Origin of the sequence: Streptomyces albidicamelliae (assembly GCF_025642175.1) — a bacterium.
Classification (GTDB): domain Bacteria; phylum Actinomycetota; class Actinomycetes; order Streptomycetales; family Streptomycetaceae; genus Streptomyces; species Streptomyces albidocamelliae.
This window is the reverse complement of record NZ_CP106795.1, coordinates 5841086-5860026: the sequence shown is the minus strand read 5'-3', so window position 1 is coordinate 5860026 and position 18941 is coordinate 5841086. Positions and strand designations below refer to the sequence as shown.

The following is an 18941-nucleotide window of genomic DNA, read 5'->3' as shown; positions in this document are numbered from 1 at the left end:
GTTTAGACCAGTCAGTACCCCCGACCGGATTCGAACCGGCGCTACCGCCTTGAGAGGGCGGCGTGCTAGGCCGCTACACAACGGGGGCCCTAGCGATCCCGACAAGATCAGGATCAGTACCCCCGACCGGATTCGAACCGGCGCTACTGCCTTGAGAGGGCAGCGTGCTAGGCCGCTACACAACGGGGGCTTTGCAGATGAGCTCTGCGAGCTGGCCTACCTGGACTCGAACCAAGACTAACTGAACCAGAATCAGTCGTGCTGCCAATTACACCATAGGCCACTGGAACTCAAGCCCCTGCGGGGTTCTCGTTCTAGTTTGCTCCTCGGGGCTCCGGCCTTTCGACCTGCTCCCCTCGGCGCAGGAAGAACATTACCCGAAGGTGGACGGGGCTCCAAAACGAGTATCCGAGCGGACCAGCGCGGGGAGTTCGGAGAGGGTCGAGATCCGGTGCGCCACGACCTCCCCGGCGGCCTGCGCGTACGCCGCCCCGCGGTCGATCCACACGGACAGCAACCCGGCCTGGGCCGCCCCGCGTCCGTCGATCTCCGGGTGGTCGCCGACGTACGCCACCTCGTGCGGCGGCAGGTCCAGCGCCTCGCACGCCGCCAGGAAGGCGCCGGCCTCCGGCTTGGAGACGCCGAGCTCCGCGGCGCACAGCACGGTTTCGAAGCGGTCCAGGACACCGAGGGTGCGCAGCTTGTGCTCCTGGACGGTGAGGCTCGAGTTGGACAGCACCGCCTGGCGGTGGCTGGTGGCGAGGGCCTCCAGGACGGGCAGGACGTCCGGGAAGAGACTCCAGGCGGACTCGTAGTGGCCGAGGTAGCGCTGGAACCAGGCGTCGGCCTCGGCGTCGGTCAGCGTGGTGTCGAGGAACACACGGACCCGGTCCCGGCGCTGCCCCTCGAAGGTGTTCCCCCCGGCCGCGTAGAGGGCCCACTGCTGGGCGGTGACCCGCCGCCACCGGGCCACGGCCTCCTCCGCACCGCCGTACCGGGCGAGCAGCCCCTCGGCCGCGAGGTGCGCCCGCATGCCGCGCCGGTCCGCGGCGGTGTAGTCGAACAGGGTGTCGTCCACGTCCCAGACCACGGCTCTGATGCTCATGACCCGACGGTAACCCCGGTGGCCGGGGGCCGTCCGGGGAACGGGGAACGACGGTGCCCGTCGCGGTGCGTGAGGGTCGTCACACGGACCGTGGCCGCGCGGGGGACGGCGAAGGGGCGGCATCCGGCTCCTGGATGCCGCCCCGGCCGTGCCCGGATCAGGCGGCGAGCTTCGCCAGCGCCGCGTCGATCCTGGCCAGCGTCTTCTCCTTGCCCAGGACCTCGAGGGACTCGAAGAGGGGCAGGCCGACCGTGCGGCCGGTGACGGCGACCCGGACGGGGGCCTGGGCCTTGCCGAGCTTGAGGCCGTGGGCCTCGCCGGCGGCCAGGACGGCCTCCTTGAGCGACTCGGCGGAGGTCCAGTCGGCGGCGTCGAGCTTCTCGCGGGCCGTGCGCAGGAGGGCGTCGCTGCCCTCCTTCATGGCCTTGGCCCAGGAGGCCTCGTCGAAGACCGGCTCCGGCAGGAACAGGAAGTCGACGTTCTCGGTGATCTCGGAGAGGACCTTCACACGGGTCTGGGCGTGCGGGGCGATCGCCTGCCACTTGGCCTCGTCGAAGTCCTCCGGCGCCCAGGGGGCGAAGGGGGCCTTCAGCCACGTCCGGCAGCGCTCGGTGAACTCCTTCACCTCCAGCATGCGGATGTGGTCGCCGTTGATCGCCTCGCACTTCTTCAGGTCGAAGCGCGCCGGGTTGGGGTTCACGTCGGCGATGTCGAAGGCGGCGACCATCTCGTCGATCGAGAAGATGTCCTGGTCGGCCGAGAGCGACCAGCCGAGCAGCGAGAGGTAGTTGAGCAGGCCCTCGGGGAGGAAGCCACGCTCCCGATAGAGGTTGAGGGAGGCCTGCGGGTCGCGCTTGGACAGCTTCTTGTTGCCCTCGCCCATCACGTACGGCAGGTGGCCGAAGGCCGGGGTCCGCTTGGCGATGCCCAGCTCGGTGAGCGCCTTGTAGAGGGCGATCTGGCGCGGGGTGGAGGAGAGCAGGTCCTCGCCGCGCAGGACGTGGGTGATGTCCATCAGGGCGTCGTCGACCGGGTTGACCAGCGTGTACAGCGGGGCGCCGTTGGCGCGGACGATGCCGTAGTCCGGCACGTTCTCCGGCGTGAAGGTCAGCTCGCCGCGGACCAGGTCGTCGAACGTGATCGCCTCGTCCGGCATGCGGAAGCGGACGATCGGGGCGCGGCCCTGGGCCTTGTACTCCTCGACCTGCCCGGCGGTCAGGTCGCGGCAGTGACCGTCGTAGCCGGAGGGCTTGCCGGCGGCGCGGGCGGCCTCGCGGCGGCTGTCCAGCTCCTCCTGGGAGCAGTAGCAGTGGTAGGCGTACCCGCCGTCGAGCAGCTTCCGGGCGACGTCGGCGTAGAGGTCCATGCGCTGCGACTGGCGGTACGGCGCGTGCGGGCCGCCGACCTCGGGGCCCTCGTCCCAGTCGAAGCCGAGCCAGCGCATCGCGTCGAGCAGCTGGTTGTACGACTCCTCGGAGTCGCGGGCCGCGTCGGTGTCCTCGATGCGGAAGACCAGGGTGCCCTGGTGGTGCCGGGCGAACGCCCAGTTGAACAGGGCGGTGCGGACCAGGCCCACGTGGGGGTTACCGGTGGGCGAGGGGCAGAAACGGACGCGTACGGGTGAGCCGGGTGCGCTAGCCACGCTTGACAACCTTGTTGGTGAGAGTGCCGATGCCTTCGATGGTGACGGCGACCTCGTCGCCGACGTTGAGGGGGCCGACCCCCGCGGGGGTGCCGGTGAGGATGACGTCGCCCGGAAGCAGGGTCATGGCCTCGGAGATGTTGACGACCAGGTCCTCGATGGAATGGATCATCTGGCTCGTGCGGCCCAGCTGGCGCTGTTCGCCGTTGACCGTGAGCTGGACGGTGAGGTCGTTCGCGCGGTCGAGGTCCAGGTCCGTCTCCACCCAGGGGCCGAGCGGGCAGGAGGTGTCGAAGCCCTTCGCCCGGGCCCACTGCTTCTCGCGCTTCTGCACGTCGCGGGCGGTGACGTCGTTGGCGCAGGTGTAGCCGAGGATCACGTCCTTGACGCGCTCGCGCGGCACCTCGCGGCACATGCGGCCGATGACGACGGCCAGCTCGGCCTCGTGGTGCAGTTCCTCGGAGAACGGCGGGTACTGGATGTCGTCGCCGGGGCCGATCACCGAGGTGGAGGGCTTGAAGAAGGCGAACGGCGCGTCGGGCACCTCGTTGCCAAGCTCGCGCGCGTGCTCGGCGTAGTTCCGGCCGAACGCCACGACCTTGTTGGGGAGGACCGGCGGAAGCAGCCTGACCTTGCTCAGCGGCACCTTCGTGCCGGACAGCTCGTAGTCCGCGAACGGGATGCCCTTGATGATGTCGAGGACGAGTTCGTCCTCCTTGTCGCCCTCGACCGCGCCGAAGGCGACGTTCCCGTCGATGGAGAACCTGGCGATGCGCACGGGATCCTTGCGCCCCTCAACTAGAACCGGCGTACTGACGCCCCAGGTTAACCGGTCGGGCGACCCGGTGTTCGGCCGGTACGGCCGCCGGTCAGGTGTTTTCCGGGTTCTCGGAGCGGTGCGGGGGAATTCCGAATTCCTGAGCCTTCCCCATGATCTCCGGCCGGAATGCCTGGCGCCCCGGCCGTAATCCGGCTTTGCGATCACCCTCCCGAGAGCTTCCGCTCCCCTCCACGGTTCGATCACCGCGATCCGGGCGGCGGCGCCGCGGGCAGGCCCGGGCCGCACAGGAGAGCTTCGGCGCCTCGTGCCGGCCGACGCGGCCGGTCCTGGATTCATGGTGCGGCCGGTGCGGGAGGCCACGGAATTCGGCTGCCGCCGGAGTCGTACGGGGAACACCCGCAAGCCGGCCGGGCGAGCCCGCGGCGGGCTTCGGGAAAAGCGCCGGGAAACGGCGCGGAAAAGCACGGAAAGCCGCAGTTCCGGGCCGGGGTGGCGCCCGGTAGGAGTGCGCCGCACCCGGGGCGGCGCTGGGCCCAGGGCGTGGCGTGCCACTGAACGGCCGCGGCCCGGAGGATCGTCGCGTGTGCGTGATCCTCCGGGCCGCGGTCGGCGGGCCGGTGCCCGTCAGCCGAATGGCGTACCCTCCGGTCGGCTACTCGCCGGCCGCGACCCCCGCGCCGACCGGCACGTCCATCAGGACGGTGCGCCGGGGGTTGGCCGTCTGCGTGGGCAGGTCGACGGAGTGTTCCGGCAGCTCGGGCGTCTGCATGGCGCCGGCGTCGTCGAGGTGCGCCAGGGTCGTGCGTCGCGGGTTGGCTATGTTGCGGAACATCGTCGTCGTCCTCACCGTTGTGGTCCTGTGCCCTCTGATCGAGTCGGTTGTCAGAGTCGTCCCTCTTGTAAAGCGTCAGGCTAAACATCGAATTCCCCGCCCAGGCGAGCAACTGCCCATGATCCGCGTGTGAGTTTGCTCACGACGTCGCGGGCAAATCGGTCAATTCCGACCGGCAACTCGGGCTTGCGAAACGGACATTGGGCACCTGAAGCCATCATTCCGCTCCTGATCATGTCGACTGGGACACGTGACACCGAGCGACGACTCGCAGGGGTACGTCCGGTTCGTACCGAATCACCCTCCACGGCTCGTAGTGCGTCACTCACACGCCGTCACGGAGGTCACAGCTCGGGACACGGCCCTTGTTGGAGATCCTGCACTGTGCTGGAATTCCACGGACCGCCGCGGGATCGAGCCGGCGCACGAGGCGCGACGCAGCGCCGGGTGGCGGTGGGACAGGGGGGAACCAGCGCCGGTCACTCAAGACCACCCGGAGGGCGTATTCAGGGCGCTCTCCACACGCCGACACCGTGTCCCTCCGTTCGCGCGGAGGGGCGCCTGGTCCAGAGGTTGCGACGCTAGTGCAGGGACGTTTCAAGAGGGATGGCAGCGCTTCGGCGGAGCCGGAGCCGCGCGACGGGACTGGCCCCATGAAGGGCAGCGCCTCGCCCCAGCACGCCCAGAACCCGGGTCCGGGTCCGTCCGGAGACGGCGGTGAGCGCTCCGGGCGTCCCGGCGCGTCGTCCGCGTCGGCCTCGGCCAAGCCGGCGGGCCCCGGGAACAACACGCCGAAGGCGAAGCCCGCCCAGGGTCCGACCGGCCCCGGCTCGCGGGTGGCGCTGCGCAACTGGCGCATCTCGACGCGTCTGGTGTCGCTGCTCGCGCTGCCCGTGGTCGCGGCGACCTCGCTGGGCGCGCTGCGCATCAACCAGTCCATGGACGACATCCAGCAGCTCGACAACATGAAGCTGCTGACGGAGATGACCAAGCAGGCCACCGAGCTGGCCATGCAGCTCCAGGACGAGCGCGACCAGTCGGCCGGTCCCCTGGCCCACGGCGGCGCGAACGACTTCACGGTCAAGGGCCTCCAGGAGAAGACCGACCGCGCCCGCGAGAACTTCCTCAACGCGTCCGAGGAGATCGACGCGGCGAGCAAGGACGGCAACCTCCAGGGCGTCCGCGACGCGCTCGTCGGTCTCGCCAACCAGCTGGACGACCTGTCCAAGATCCGCCAGCACGCCTACCAGTCGAAGGACAACGCGACCCAGACGGTCGAGTCCTACCACCGGCTCATCACCCAGCTGATCGGCCTGTCCCAGGACATGGCCGAGGCGTCCAGCAACCCCGAGATGATCTCGCGCACCCGCGCCCTGGCGGCCTTCTCGACCGCCAAGGAGTACGCCTCGATCCAGCGCGCCACGATCGCCGCCGCACTGCCCGCGACGACCGACAGCAAGGGTCACCTCTCCGAGAACGACCGCCTCTACGGCCAGTCGGCCTACGAGAGCGAGGGCTCCGAGCTCCAGATCTTCCGCAAGATCTACTCGGACGAGAACGCCGAGGAACTCCTCAAGCCGATCGACGAGGGCAACCCGACGATCAAGACGGCCGACACCTACGCCAAGCGCTCCTTCGAGTCGCGCGACGGCCTGGAGTCGCTGCCCGCCCGTTCGTACCGCGACTGGGTGGACACCAGCTCGACCAAGATCGAGCAGATGAAGAAGATCGAGCACACCCTGCTCGAGGACATGGAGCAGAAGGCCCGCGAGCTGCGCAACGCCTCCGAGCGCGAGGCGATCATCTCCGGTGCGCTGATCCTCATCGTCCTCGGCGTGTCGCTCGTCGGCGCGTTCGTCGTGGCCCGCTCCATGATCCGCTCGCTGCGCCGTCTGCAGGAGACCGCCACCAAGGTCGCCCAGGACCGTCTGCCCGAGCTGGTCAAGCAGCTCTCCGAGTCCGACCCGCAGGACGTCGACACGTCCGTGGAGTCGGTCGGTGTGCACTCCCGGGACGAGATCGGCCAGGTGGCCGCGGCCTTCGACGACGTGCACCGCGAGGCGGTCCGGCTCGCCGCCGAGCAGGCCCTGCTGCGAGGCAACGTCAACGCGATGTTCACCAACCTCTCGCGCCGCTCCCAGGGCCTCATCCAGCGCCAGCTGTCGCTGATCTCCGAGCTCGAGTCCCGCGAGGCCGACCCGGACCAGCTGTCCTCGCTGTTCAAGCTCGACCACCTCGCGACCCGCATGCGCCGTAACGGTGAGAACCTCCTCGTCCTCGCGGGTGAGGAGCCCGGCCGACGCTGGACCCGCCCGGTCCCGCTGGTCGACGTCCTGCGCGCCGCGGCGTCCGAGGTGGAGCAGTACGAGCGCATCGAACTGGCCGCCGTGCCGACGACCGAGGTCGCCGGCCGCGTGGTCAACGACCTCGTGCACCTGCTCGCCGAGCTGCTGGAGAACGCCACCTCGTTCTCCTCCCCGCAGACCAAGGTCAAGGTCACCGGTCACGCGCTGCCCGACGGCCGCGTGCTGATCGAGATCCACGACACCGGTATCGGCCTCTCCCCCGAGGACCTCGCGGCGATCAACGAGCGGCTCGCCTCGCCGCCCACCGTGGACGTCTCGGTCTCCCGCCGCATGGGTCTGTTCGTGGTCGGCCGTCTGTCGCAGCGCCACGGCATCCGCATCCAGCTGCGTCCGTCGGACTCCGGTGGTACGACCGCGCTGGTCATGCTCCCCGTCGACGTCGCGCAGGGCGGCAAGAAGCCCGCGGGCGGCAAGCCCGGCGCCCCCATCGGCTCCGGTGGCCCCGCCGCGGCGCAGGCCGCCGCCGGTGCGGCCGCGGCCCGACGGCAGAACGGCGGCAACGGCGGTGCCCTCGGCGGCGCCCCGGCCGGTGGCGGTCTGCTCGGTGCCGGCTCCGGTCCGCGCGGCCAGGTCGGCGCGGGCCAGGGTCCCCGGGCCGCGCTGCCCGGCACGGGCCAGGGCGGGCGTCCCGGTGCGCCGGGCGGAGCCCGTGGTCCGCAGGGCGGTCCCGGCGGCCAGCAGCAGGGCGGCCGGCCGGTGCCGGCGGGTTCCGGTGCGGGCGGCTTCGGCGGCCAGGCGCCCGGTGCCCCGCAGGGCCTGCAGTCCACCAACCCCGGCGGATCGCAGCAGGACCTCTTCGGCGGCCGTGGCCAGCAGCGGCCCGGTGCCTCCGACCAGGGCCGCCAGCCCCAGCTGCCGCCGCGCGGCGGCCCGCGGGCCGAACTGCCCGGCGGCGACGCGCAGTCACGCACCCCGGACTGGGGCGGTACCCAGGCCCCGCGGTCCCGCACCCCGCTGGACGCCCCGCGCGGCCACGACGAGCAGGACCCGGCGCAGACCTCGCGCATGCCGCGCGTGGACGACCGGCAGGGCCCGGGCTCGACCTCGGAGCTGCCGCGCATCGACGCGGGTCCGGCCGCCACGGGCGAGTTCCCGCGCCCCGAGCTGAACGGCATGAGCGGCCCCCAGAGCACGGGGCAGTACGCCCGGCCGGAGGACCCGCAGAACACGGGCCGGTACACGCGTCCCGACGCCGACCGGCAGGACCCGTTCGCACCGCGGGCCGCCGACAATCAGGGCTCCGGTTCGTTCGTCCGCCCCGACGTGTTCGGCACGCCGGCGCCCGGACAGCAGCACCACGGCGCCCAGAACAACGGCACGCAGAACACGGGCCAGTACCCGGCCCCGCAGGCCTACGACGGCGGTTACGACAACGGCTCCACCGGGCAGCACGCCCTGCCGGACCGTCAGAACCCGGCGCACACAGGCCAGTTCGAGCGTCCGCAGCCGACCGGCCGGGGCGACTACGCCGCCCCGCGTCCGCCGGCCCAGCAGCGTCCGGTCCGCCACGAGCCGGAGGCCCTGCCCCCGGCCAGCGGTCCGGGTGACGGCCGTACCCCGCTGTACGACACGCTGGAGACCAACTGGTTCCACGGTCAGCAGCAGGGCGGCGCGCCGGCACCGGCGCCGCAGCAGCCGCAGGCACCCGCCCCGGCTCCGCAGCGCCCGGCTCCCAGCACCGGTTCCTGGCGCACCTCGCCGAACGACGAACTCGTCCGGCAGGCAGAGCGCGTCCGGCAGCCCGCCGCGGGCGGGATCACCACCTCCGGTCTGCCGCGCCGGGTCCCCCGGGCCAACCTGGTCCCGGGTACGGCCCAGCAGCAGCAGACCCAAACCGGTCCGCAGGTCTCGCGTGCGCCTGACGACGTGCGCGGACGGCTGACCAATCTTCGTCGGGGCATCGCTCAGGGCCGTCAGGCCGGCAGCGGCCAGACCGGCAGCTTCCCGAGCCCCACTCACCAGCAGGAGCGTTAGTTGAGTCCGATGAGCCAGGCGGCACAGAACCTGAACTGGTTGATCACCAACTTCGTGGACAACACCCCTGGGGTGTCCCACACCGTGGTGGTCTCCGCCGATGGCCTTCTGCTGGCGATGTCCGAAGGTTTCCCGCGGGACCGCGCCGACCAGCTGGCGGCCGTCGCGTCCGGGTTGACCTCCCTGACGGCCGGGGCTTCCCGGATCTTCGAGGGCGGCGACGTGGCACAGACGGTCGTCGAGATGGAACGCGGCTTCCTCTTCCTGATGTCCATCTCGGACGGGTCGTCCCTCGCGGTCCTGGCCCATCCCGAGGCGGACATCGGCCTCGTCGGCTACGAGATGGCACTGCTCGTCGACCGCGCGGGTGCGGTACTCACTCCGGATCTGCGCGCCGAACTCCAGGGAAGTCTGCTTCACTGACCTCCCCCGGCACCACCCACCTCACGAAAACACCGTCCGGCCGCCACAATCCCCCCACCGGCCCCGCTCAGACGGCTTGACTGACCGACTTGCTGTCCCGCCCGGAGGATTCATGACCCCGCCCACCGCCCATCATGATCCGTACGCGGAGTCGTACGGTGACGAGGGCGACCAGCCGCTGGTGAGGCCGTACGCGATGACGGGCGGCCGGACCCGGCCGCGCTACCAGCTCGCGATCGAGGCCCTGATCAGCACCACGGCCGACCCGGCCGCGCTCATGGGCCTGCTCCCGGAGCACCAGCGCATCTGCCACCTGTGCCGGGAGGTCAAGTCGGTCGCGGAGGTCTCCGCGCTGCTGGCGATGCCGCTCGGCGTGGCCCGGATCCTGGTGGCCGACCTCGCCGAGGCCGGCCTGGTCGCCATCCACCAGCCTGGTGGCGACGAGAACAACGGCGGCGCTCCGGATGTGACGCTGCTCGAAAGGGTGCTCAGTGGACTTCGCAAGCTCTGACGCGGGCCGGGCCACCACCTCGGCGAAGATCGTGGTGGCGGGCGGCTTCGGCGTGGGCAAGACCACGTTCGTCGGCGCCGTCTCGGAGATCAACCCGCTGCGCACAGAGGCCGTCATGACGTCCGCGTCCGCCGGTATCGACGACCTCACCCACACCGGGGACAAGACCACCACCACGGTGGCCATGGACTTCGGCCGTATCACCCTCGACCAGGACCTGATCCTGTACCTCTTCGGTACCCCGGGCCAGGACCGCTTCTGGTTCATGTGGGACGACCTGGTCCGCGGCGCCATCGGCGCGGTGGTGCTCGTGGACACCCGGCGCCTGGCCGACTGCTTCCCCGCGGTCGACTACTTCGAGAACAGCGGGCTCCCGTTCGTCGTCGCCCTCAACGGCTTCGACGGCCAGCAGCCCTACCAGCCGGAGGAGGTGCGCGAGGCGCTGCAGATCGGTCCCGACACCCCGATCATCACGACGGACGCCCGCCACCGCTCGGATGCGAAGAGCGCGCTGATCACGCTGGTGGAGCACGCCCTGATGGCGCGCCTGCGCTAGCACTCAAGTACGACGCGCGCTACGGCAGTTGTCGTAATCGATCCGGAGCCGGCTGTGGCCTTTGACACGGTCGGCTCCGGTGTTCATAACAGTTCGGCAGAGGAATCGCCGGGTATCACCACGCGACGCGGTCGACCGGTGCCGCTGTGCTCACAAACGCCCCGCCTTTTGCCGGGGCTCGCTCTTTATGACCGTTTTATCTAGGGCTTACAACCGCGTGCTCCACAGGTTTCCACTGTTTGGAAGTGCGCTGGTCCACGTGCTGGAATGCCTGAACTGCCCAATGGTCAACGACGTACTGCGTGGTCGATGACGAAACGGGCTCTGAGAGACTGCGGCACGACGAAGGTGCCGACCGCCGAGAGGTTGTTGGTCGAGTGAGGCGAAGCAAGAACGGTCCCGAGCCGTCGGCGCGGGGCAACTTCACCCCGCCGCCGCGCGCTGCGGCGCCCACCCCTGGGCCCGGTACGGAGCCGGCGGCCACTCCCGCGTCGAGCGGCGGCCGTCTCTCCCCGCGCAACTGGCGGGTGCCGACCCGTCTGAACGCGATCCTGCTCATACCCGTGGCGGTCGGCCTCGTCATGGGCGGCTTCCAGGTGAAGGCCTCCATCGACACCTGGCAGCAGGCCCGCGACGCCGAGAGCACCGCCCGTCTGGTGCGTGCCTCGCTCGCCTACGCCGACGCCCTCGAGAACGAGCGTGACGTCACCGCGGCTCCCCTGCTGAAGGCCAAGAAGACCGGCACCGACAAGGCGACCATCGACGCGGCCCGCAAGGCCACGGACCAGGCCGCCGACGGTTTCGACCAGGCCGCGCAGAGCATGCCCGACGACTCGGGTCTGCAGCGCAGGCTGAAGCTGTTCCGCGAGGTCGAGCCGAAACTGGCGCAGCTGCGGGCCGCCGCGTACACCTCGAAGATGATCGGTGTCGACACCGAAGAGGGTTACGTCGGGATCAGCCACCCGCTGATGGAGTTCGCCAACGAGCTCGGTCTGGGCACCGGCAACATCACCTCCTACGGCCGTACCGTCTACGCCATCTCGCTGACCAAGGCCGCCCTGTCGCTGGAGCGGTCGATCGGTACGCACCTGCTGGTCAAGCCCGGCCCGGACGCCGGCAACCTGGCCACGCAGCGGACCTCCCTGGCCTCGTACGCCTACCTGGAGCGCATCGCCCGGGAGGAGTACCTCGGCGGTGGTACCGAGGCCGACGCGCAGAAGCTGAGCGACGCCGAGAACAAGGTCAAGTCCGACGCCGCCGACCTGGCCAAGAGGGCCGCGGCGGGCAACGACAGGTACGTTCCGCCGCCGGCCGGCGCGACCGGCATGGTCACCCGTCTCGCCTCGATGCCGGACACCACCACGCTCACCCGTGAGGCGCTGGCGGCCAAGGGCATCACCCTGGACAACTGGTGGGCGGTCAACACGCTCAAGTACAAGGCGTACCGCCAGATCGAGTCGGACATGGCCGACACCGCGGTGAACGAGGCCTCGTCCATCGCCGACGACGCCAAGACCTCGGCGTTCATCACCGGTGCCGTCGTCGTGATCGCCCTGCTGTTCGCCTTCATCCTGGCCGGTCTGGTGGCCCGCCAGATGAGCCGCTCGATGCGCCAGCTGCGCAACGCCGCCTTCGGCATCGCCGAGCAGCGCCTGCCGATGCTGGTCGACCAGCTCTCCCGTACCGACCCCGGCCGGGTCGACACCCGGGTCGCCCCGATCCCGATCCACACCAAGGACGAGATCGGCGAGGTCGCCCGCGCCTTCGACCAGGTCCACCGCGAGGCGGTCCGGCTCGCCTCCGAGCAGGCCCTGCTGCGGGGCAACATCAACGCGATCTTCACCAACCTGTCGCGCCGCAACCAGTCGCTGATCGAGGGCCAGCTGACCCTCATCACCGACCTGGAGAACAACGAGGCCGACCCGGACCAGCTGGAGAACCTCTTCAAGCTGGACCACCTGGCCACCCGTATGCGCCGCAACGGCGAGAACCTCCTGGTCCTCGCCGGCGAGGAGCCCGGCCGCCGCTGGGACCAGCCGGTCCCGCTGGTCGACGTCCTGCGCGCCGCCTCCTCCGAGGTGGAGCAGTACGAGCGCATCGAGCTGTCCGGCGTGCCGGAGGCCGAGATCCACGGCCGCGCGGTCACCGACCTCGTGCACCTGCTCGCCGAGCTGCTGGAGAACGCCACCACGTTCTCCTCCCCGCAGACCAAGGTCCGCGTGACGGCGACCCGTCTCCCCGACGGCCGCGTCATGATCGAGATCCACGACAAGGGCATCGGCCTGACGGCCGAGGACTTCGCGGACATCAACCACAAGCTGGCCAACCCGCCGACCGTGGACGCCGCGATCTCCCAGCGCATGGGCCTGTTCGTGGTCGGCCGGCTGTCCGACCGGCACGGCATCCGGGTGCAGCTGCGCCCCTCGGGCGAGCAGGCCGGCACCACCTCCCTGGTCATGCTGCCGGACGCGATCACGCACGGCGGTGGCGGCGAGACCCTGGAGCGCGAGGAGTTCACGGTCTCGCAGATCATCCCGGAGCAGCAGTTCCAGGCCGAGAACTTCAGCCAGGTGCAGCCGATGCGCACCGCCGCCGAACTCGGCTTCGACGACACGCAGTACACGGACGTCCCCGACGACCTCCGCGATCTGAACCCCGTCGGCCGCTCGCTGATGCGTGAGGAGCGCCGCGCGGCGCTGGAGGCGCAGACGCACGGCATGCCGGGCCAGCCGCAGCAGGAGGCCGGGGAGTCCCGCGCCGAGTACCGCGACGGGTTCCCGGCGCAGCAGCCCTACGACGGCAGCAGCACCGGCTACACGGAGCAGCCGTACCAGGAGCAGCAGCAGGCTTCGTACGAGGAGCAGCAGCACACCGCGTACCAGGAGTCCTACGAGCAGCCGTACGACGAGCAGTACTACGCGCCGAACGGCGGTCTGCCGCAGAACAACGGCTACTCCGCGAACGGCGGTTACCCGGACCCGGCGTACGCCGAGCCCGCTCAGGAGGAGCAGCAGCCCGCGCGCGGCCAGGAGGCCGACGGCTTCGGCTCCTACGAGACCCCGTCCTACCAGGACGACTGGCCCCAGCAGGACGGCTACCGCAACGGCCGGCCGGACCAGTACGCTCCGGAGCCGGAGGCCCCGCGGGCCGGTGACGCCAGTGAGCGGAACCGCGTAGGCTTCGACCGTCCGGGAACGGGCTCTCCCGCCTCCCACGAGCTGACCGACGCCGGGCTGCCGCGCCGCGGTTCCACGGCGAGCGGCTCCAGCGGTTCGGCCGGTGCGAACGGCCAGGCGCGCGTGCGGCAGGAGACGCCGGCTCCCGCGTCGGGCAACGTCCCGGCGACGAACGGCGACAGCGGCTGGCGTTCGGCGAACGACGAGCGGTGGCAGCAGGCTTCGCAGCTCCGCAAGCCCAAGGCGGGCGGGGTCACCGCCTCCGGTCTGCCGCGCCGAGTGCCCAAGGCCAACCTGGTCGAGGGCGCCGCCGAGACCACCCCCCAGGGAGGCCCCCAGGTCTCCCGCGCCCCGGAGGACGTCCGGGGCAGGCTGAGCAACCTGCGCAGGGGCGTCCAGCGCGGACGCAGCGCAGGCAGTGATACGAACGGCCAGGGCTTCGGTCCTGACAGCACCTACAACCAGGAGCGTTAGTGTGAGCCCGATGAGCCAGGCGGCACAGAACCTGAACTGGTTGATCACCAACTTCGTGGACAACACCCCGGGGGTGTCCCACACGGTGGTGGTCTCCGCCGACGGACTCCTTCTGGCGATGTCCGAAGGCTTCCCCCGCGACCGTGCCGACCAGCTCGCGGCCGTCGCCTCCGGTCTGACCTCGCTGACCGCCGGTGCCTCGCGCATCTTCGAGGGCGGCAGCGTGAACCAGACGGTTGTGGAGATGGAGCGGGGATTCCTCTTCATCATGTCCGTTTCCGACGGGTCGTCCCTCGCCGTTCTGGCCCATCCGGAGGCGGACATCGGTCTCATCGGGTACGAGATGGCACTTCTGGTGGACCGCGCGGGCACGGTTCTCACCCCGGATCTCCGCGCGGAGCTCCAGGGAAGCCTTCTCAACTAGTAATCGGACGGTGCGTATTCGTGTCCCGGGGCCGTAAGGTTTCGGGACGCGGCTCCACAGGTTTGGGCGCCCGGCGCAGTCGGAGGAGGAGAAAGTGGCAACACCCCCAGGCGGTTCGTCTTCGGGCAATTGGTCGTACGGCCCTGCCCAGGGCCAGGGCGACGGTTCGGCGAACCGGTACAACTTCCCCTCCGCACCCAGCCACCGGCAGCCGTACGCCCCGCAGGGCCCCGGTCCGTCGCCGTACGACCAGCCGCCGGCGCCGCGGATCCAGCCGGTGCAGCCGCAGCGTCGTCCCGAGCCGGCGCCGGCATCGGCGTCCAACAATCCCCTGGTGCGTCCGTACGCCATGACCGGCGGCCGGACCCGCCCGCGCTACCAGCTCGCCATCGAGGCACTGGTGCACACCACCGCCGCTCCGCACCAGATGCAGGGCCAGCTGCCCGAGCATCAGCGGATCTGCAACCTGTGCCGGGAGATCAAGTCGGTGGCCGAGGTCTCGGCCCTCCTCACGATCCCCCTCGGCGTGGCCAGGATCCTCGTCGCCGACTTGGCGGAAGCGGGCCTGGTCGCCATCCATCAGCCCGGCGGCGACGAGAACGCCGGTGGCCAGCCAGACGTGACACTGCTCGAAAGGGTGCTCAGTGGACTTCGCAAGCTCTAGCGGCGGTCCTTCCCGCTCCACCACCTCCGCGAAGATCGTGGTGGCGGGCGGCTTCGGCGTGGGCAAGACCACGTTCGTCGGCGCCGTCTCGGAGATCAACCCGCTGCGCACAGAGGCCGTCATGACGTCCGCGTCCGCCGGTATCGACGACCTCACCCACACCGGGGACAAGACCACCACCACGGTGGCCATGGACTTCGGCCGTATCACCCTCGACCAGGACCTGATCCTGTACCTCTTCGGTACCCCGGGCCAGGACCGCTTCTGGTTCATGTGGGACGACCTGGTCCGCGGCGCCATCGGCGCGATCGTCCTGGTCGACACCCGGCGCCTGGCCGACTGCTTCCCCGCGGTCGACTACTTCGAGAACTCGGGCCTGCCCTTCGTCATCGCCCTCAACGGCTTCGACGGCAACCAGCCCTACCAGCCGGACGAGGTGCGCGAGGCGCTGCAGATCGGCCCCGACACCCCGATCATCACGACCGACGCCCGCCACCGCGCGGACGCCAAGTCGGCGCTGATCACGCTGGTCGAGCACGCCCTGATGGCCCGCCTGCGCTAGTCCGCCGCGCTTGCCGAAGGGGCCCTTCCCGCTGGGAGGGGCCCCTTTGTCGTACCCCGCTGCCACACTGGACCCAGTCGTGACCAAGGGGGCGGACGATGAGCGCGGAAGCGGCGGCATTACGACTGGGGACGACCGTGGCGCGGGCCGCGGCAGTGACGTGGCTCGGGGGCCGGCGGCGGGAGCAGGAACGCCGGATGGACATGTCCGAGCTGATCCGGCTGCGGATATCGGGGCTCCGGTACCAGCGCGGCGTGCAACGGCAGTTCGAGGAGATCGCGGACGCGGTCTACGACCGGCTGGCGCCCTTCCTGGAGAGGGAGTTCCCCGGGCTCGCGGACAGCAGCCGGCAGGCCGTGGTCGACGGGGTGTGCGACACGTTCGCGGCGGCGGACCTGTCCGACGGCGCGGTCCTCGCCGCGGACGCGAAGCCGGCGGAGATCGTACGGCGGGTCACCGCCGCGGTGCGGCCGCCGGTGGGCCTCGGCGAGGCGGAGAGCCGGCTGTACGACGTGCTGTTCGCGGAGTGCGTCGAGTACTACGTGCGCGTCGTCCAGGGACTGCCCGTCTTCGAGGAACGGGCGCTGAGCGAGTTGCTGGCGCGTACGACGTCGCTGGGCGCGGGGATCGCCCGGGTGCTCGAACGGCTCCCCGACCGTTCGCTGTTCGCGCCCGAGGGGACGGACCGGGACGGCGACTTCCGCCGCCGCTACCTGGAACTCGTGAGCACGAACCTGGACGAGGTGGAGCTGTTCCGGCGCGCCTCCGACCGGGCGGGCGCGCAAGTCCGCCTCTCCGTGGCGTACGTGGGCCTGCGCGCCACGGGCGACGACGGCGGGCGCCGCCCGGCTCGTTCCCTGCCCGTGCCGCGTCCCGACATGAGCGACTGGGAGGAACCCGGCGAGAGCGCCGGGATGCGGGTGGAGGCGGCCCTCGGCGGAGCCGGCCGGGTACTGCTGCGGGGCGAGGCGGGTTCGGGGAAGACCACGCTGCTGCGCTGGCTGGCGATCACGGCGGCCCGGGGCGCCTTCACCGGCGAGCTCGCCGGGTGGAACGGCCTGACACCGGTGTTCGTGAAGCTGCGCGGGTACAGCGGCCGGGAGCTGCCGAGGCCCGAGGCGATGCTGGACTCGGTGGCCGGAAGCATTTCCGGGATCATGCCGAAGGGCTGGGTGGAGCGGCAACTCGCCGACGGCAGGGCCCTGTTGCTGATCGACGGGGTGGACGAGCTGCTGGACGGCGAGCGCCGCGGGGTACGGGAGTGGCTGCGCGGACTGCTGGCCGCCTACCCGGAGGTACGGGTGGTCGTCACCTCGCGTCCTGCCGCTGCCCGTTCCGACTGGCTGCAGCGCGAGGAGTTCTCGGCGCTCCAGCTGGACCGCATGACCCCCGCCGATCTGGCGGCCTTCGTCCGGCAGTGGCACCAGGCGGTGCGGGAGCTCGGCGACGACCTGCCGTGCGCCCTCGGGGAACTGCCCCAATACGAGCAGTCGTTGCTGGCGAGCCTCAAGGGCCGGCCGCACCTGCGCTCCCTCGCCGGTACGCCCCTGCTCGCGGCGATGCTCTGCGCGATGCACCTGAACGGGCGCGGCAGGCTGCCCCGGGACCGGATGGAGCTGTACCGCAACGCCCTGCACACACTGGTCCATGACCGGGACGCGGACCGCCGCGTACCGAGCGCGGTGGACGGCCGGCTGGGCCTCGACGACAAGCTGGTGCTGCTCCGGGACCTGGCGTGGCGGCTGTCCGACAACAACCGCAGCGAGATCACGCTGGAGCAGGCGGCGGTGCACGTCGGCAGGAAGCTCGCCGGGATGCGCCACCTGGAGGAGCCGGACGGCGCGGCGGTCCTGGAGCGGCTGCGGGACCGGTCGGGGATCCTCCGCTCCCCCGCGGAAGGCCGCCTGGACTTCGTCCACCGGACCTTCCAGGAGTATCTGGCCGCCGCGGAGGCCGCGCAGGAGGACCGCATCGGCAACCTGGTCGAGCGGGCCCATCTGGATCTGTGGCGCGAGACCGTCGTCATGGCGGCGGGCCATGCGAACCGCCCGCAGCGGGAGGAGCTGCTCGGCGGCATCCTGGACCGCGCGCGGAGGGAACCGCGGCACGGCCGGAAGCTGCGGCTGCTGGCGGCTGCCTGCCAGGAGACCGTGCCGGAGGTCTCCGACGCGCTGGCCGGCCGGCTGGAGGAGGCCGTGTCGGCGCTGCTGCCGCCGCGCCGCAGGACGGACCCGCCCGCCCTGGCGGCGGTCGGCCCGAGTCTCCTGCGAAGACTGCCCGGGTCCCTGGAGGGCCTGTCGTCGAACGAGGCGACGCAGACCGTGCGGACCGTGGCGCTGATCGGCGGGGAGGAGGCCCTCGGCCTGCTGGAGGGGTACGCGGAGGACGGGCGCCGCGACGTGGTCGGCGCGCTCATCGACGCGTGGGCGTACTTCGACGCGGACGCGTACGCCGACCGGGTGATGGGCCGGCTTCCGCTGGACCGGCACTCGGTGGTGCTGACGCACGCGGGGCAGCTGCGGGCGGCGGCGCGGCTGCGGTCCCTCAACACGCTGCGGATCAGGTTCGGGCTGCCCGGCACGGCCGCGCTGAGCGAGCTGCCTCCGCTGCGGGTGCTGACGTGCCGCGTGCGGGGGACGGCCGACCTGTCCGTGCTGCGGGGCCATCCCGGACTCGAGTTCTTCATGCTGTTCGGCGAGGCGTCCGTCCGGCACTCGGAGGTCCTCGGCGATCTGCCCGGCCTGCGGGTCCTGCAGCTGCCCCTCGACGGCCCGGCCGGCATCGCGGGCCTTCCGCTCGCGGCGGGTCTGTCCTCGCTGGGGCTCTCCGAGGTGACGGAGGAGACCAGGCTGGGCTTTCTGGGCCCGCACACCGGTCTCCAGCACCTGCACCTGCTCGGAGCGGCGCGCGGCCGCCTGCCCGTGCTCGCCCCCCTGTCCGCGCTGACCGGCCTCAGGGGTCTGACGCTGTACGACTTCGACCTCGACGACCTGCCCGGCCGGCTCGCGGCGGCCTGCCCCGACCTCACCGGTCTCAGTCTGTACAACTGCCGGGTGCCCGGCGGCCTCGGTGATCTGAGCGCGCTCGCCCGGCTCAAGCGGGTGGAGCTGACGGGCTGCGAGTCGGACGGGGGCCCGGTCACCGCACCGGACCTGCCCGGTGTCGCCGTCACCGTCACCGGTCGGTGAGCACACCACGGCCCCGCCCTCCCGGAGGAGTGGCGGGGCCGGGTCACGCGGGAGGGGTCAGCGCCAGCTGTGCGGGGCGCGGAAGCCGGGCTCGCGCTCCAGGCGGCGCCAGCCGGCCTTGGGCCGGCCGCGGTGGGTCTGGGCCGAGGGCTCGGTGCGGGCGGCGGCGCGGGCCAGGAGGACGGCCGTGATGGCGGCGACTTCCTCGGGCTCGGCGTGGCCCTTCTCGACGCGGATGTCAGCAGTGCTCATGGGTGTCAGTC

14 protein-coding genes and 3 tRNA genes are annotated in these 18941 nt (G+C 71.3%); 9 read left to right on the top strand and 8 right to left on the bottom strand.

The window, feature by feature from the left end:
- Positions 1-15: 15 nt before the first annotated feature.
- The 7 genes from N8I86_RS26865 to N8I86_RS26835 all read right to left on the bottom strand — a co-directional run bounded on the left by N8I86_RS26865 (position 16) and on the right by N8I86_RS26835 (position 4375).
- Positions 16-88 (bottom strand) — tRNA-Glu (locus N8I86_RS26865).
- A gap of 29 nt (positions 89-117) precedes the next feature.
- Positions 118-190 (bottom strand) — tRNA-Glu (locus N8I86_RS26860).
- A 21-nt stretch (positions 191-211) separates the two neighbouring features.
- Positions 212-283, bottom strand: a tRNA-Gln gene (locus tag N8I86_RS26855).
- A gap of 90 nt (positions 284-373) precedes the next feature.
- Positions 374-1105 carry an HAD family hydrolase gene (locus tag N8I86_RS26850; protein ID WP_107423617.1) on the bottom strand — a complete coding sequence of 244 codons (732 nt, stop codon included), beginning with the start codon at positions 1103-1105 and terminating at the stop codon, positions 374-376.
- A gap of 157 nt (positions 1106-1262) precedes the next feature.
- Positions 1263-2747, bottom strand: coding sequence for a glutamate--tRNA ligase (gene gltX, locus N8I86_RS26845; protein ID WP_263278898.1), 1485 nt, complete (start codon positions 2745-2747; stop codon positions 1263-1265).
- On the bottom strand, positions 2740-3525 hold the full coding sequence (locus N8I86_RS26840) for a fumarylacetoacetate hydrolase family protein (RefSeq protein WP_263278897.1): 786 nt from the start codon (positions 3523-3525) through the stop codon (positions 2740-2742). The genes gltX and N8I86_RS26840 overlap by 8 nt, the downstream gene beginning before the upstream one ends.
- A gap of 655 nt (positions 3526-4180) precedes the next feature.
- The gene (locus N8I86_RS26835) at positions 4181-4375 is read right to left on the bottom strand and encodes a hypothetical protein (RefSeq protein ID WP_073889868.1); all 195 of its coding nucleotides are present in this window, start codon (positions 4373-4375) and stop codon (positions 4181-4183) included.
- A gap of 569 nt (positions 4376-4944) precedes the next feature.
- Between N8I86_RS26835 and N8I86_RS26830 the strand changes: the two genes are divergently transcribed.
- The 9 genes from N8I86_RS26830 (at position 4945) to N8I86_RS26790 (ending at position 18678) form a co-directional block, all read left to right on the top strand.
- Complete coding sequence (locus N8I86_RS26830) at positions 4945-8700, top strand: sensor histidine kinase (RefSeq protein ID WP_263278896.1); 3756 nt, start codon at positions 4945-4947, stop codon at positions 8698-8700.
- Between the two features lie 9 nt (positions 8701-8709).
- Entirely contained in the window at positions 8710-9123 is a 414-nt protein-coding gene (locus tag N8I86_RS26825) for a roadblock/LC7 domain-containing protein (protein WP_055624380.1), read from the top strand.
- A gap of 112 nt (positions 9124-9235) precedes the next feature.
- Entirely contained in the window at positions 9236-9634 is a 399-nt protein-coding gene (locus tag N8I86_RS26820) for a DUF742 domain-containing protein (protein ID WP_073889866.1), read from the top strand.
- Positions 9615-10190: a GTP-binding protein gene (locus N8I86_RS26815; protein WP_073889865.1), complete on the top strand. Its 576-nt coding sequence runs from the start codon at positions 9615-9617 to the stop codon at positions 10188-10190. Before N8I86_RS26820 ends, N8I86_RS26815 begins: the two co-directional genes overlap by 20 nt.
- A gap of 377 nt (positions 10191-10567) precedes the next feature.
- Positions 10568-13840, top strand: a complete 3273-nt coding sequence (locus N8I86_RS26810) for a sensor histidine kinase (protein ID WP_263278895.1) — start codon at positions 10568-10570, stop codon at positions 13838-13840.
- A gap of 10 nt (positions 13841-13850) precedes the next feature.
- A complete protein-coding gene (locus N8I86_RS26805; protein ID WP_005479603.1) occupies positions 13851-14264 on the top strand; it encodes a roadblock/LC7 domain-containing protein in 414 nt (137 codons plus the stop codon).
- Between the two features lie 94 nt (positions 14265-14358).
- Positions 14359-14928, top strand: coding sequence for a DUF742 domain-containing protein (locus N8I86_RS26800; protein WP_073889862.1), 570 nt, complete (start codon positions 14359-14361; stop codon positions 14926-14928).
- Positions 14909-15490 carry a GTP-binding protein gene (locus N8I86_RS26795; RefSeq protein WP_071369867.1) on the top strand — a complete coding sequence of 194 codons (582 nt, stop codon included), beginning with the start codon at positions 14909-14911 and terminating at the stop codon, positions 15488-15490. The genes N8I86_RS26800 and N8I86_RS26795 overlap by 20 nt, the downstream gene beginning before the upstream one ends.
- A gap of 98 nt (positions 15491-15588) precedes the next feature.
- Positions 15589-18678 carry an NACHT domain-containing protein gene (locus N8I86_RS26790; RefSeq protein WP_263278894.1) on the top strand — a complete coding sequence of 1030 codons (3090 nt, stop codon included), beginning with the start codon at positions 15589-15591 and terminating at the stop codon, positions 18676-18678.
- Positions 18679-18735: 57 nt separating this feature from the next.
- Here N8I86_RS26790 and N8I86_RS26785 read toward each other — a convergent pair whose 3' ends face one another.
- A complete protein-coding gene (locus tag N8I86_RS26785; RefSeq protein WP_073889858.1) occupies positions 18736-18930 on the bottom strand; it encodes an acyl-CoA carboxylase subunit epsilon in 195 nt (64 codons plus the stop codon).
- Positions 18931-18941: the final 11 nt, after the last annotated feature.

Bases quoted from the DNA above. Each gene is read 5' to 3' on its own strand.
- N8I86_RS26790 (WP_263278894.1), top strand. From the start codon at position 15,589: ATGAGCGCGGAAGCGGCGGCATTACGACTGGGGACGACCGTGGCGCGG.
- N8I86_RS26785 (WP_073889858.1), bottom strand. From the start codon at position 18,930: ATGAGCACTGCTGACATCCGCGTCGAGAAGGGCCACGCCGAGCCCGAG.
- N8I86_RS26805 (WP_005479603.1), top strand. From the start codon at position 13,851: ATGAGCCAGGCGGCACAGAACCTGAACTGGTTGATCACCAACTTCGTG.
- N8I86_RS26850 (WP_107423617.1), bottom strand. From the start codon at position 1,105: ATGAGCATCAGAGCCGTGGTCTGGGACGTGGACGACACCCTGTTCGAC.
- N8I86_RS26825 (WP_055624380.1), top strand. From the start codon at position 8,710: ATGAGCCAGGCGGCACAGAACCTGAACTGGTTGATCACCAACTTCGTG.
- N8I86_RS26820 (WP_073889866.1), top strand. From the start codon at position 9,236: ATGACCCCGCCCACCGCCCATCATGATCCGTACGCGGAGTCGTACGGT.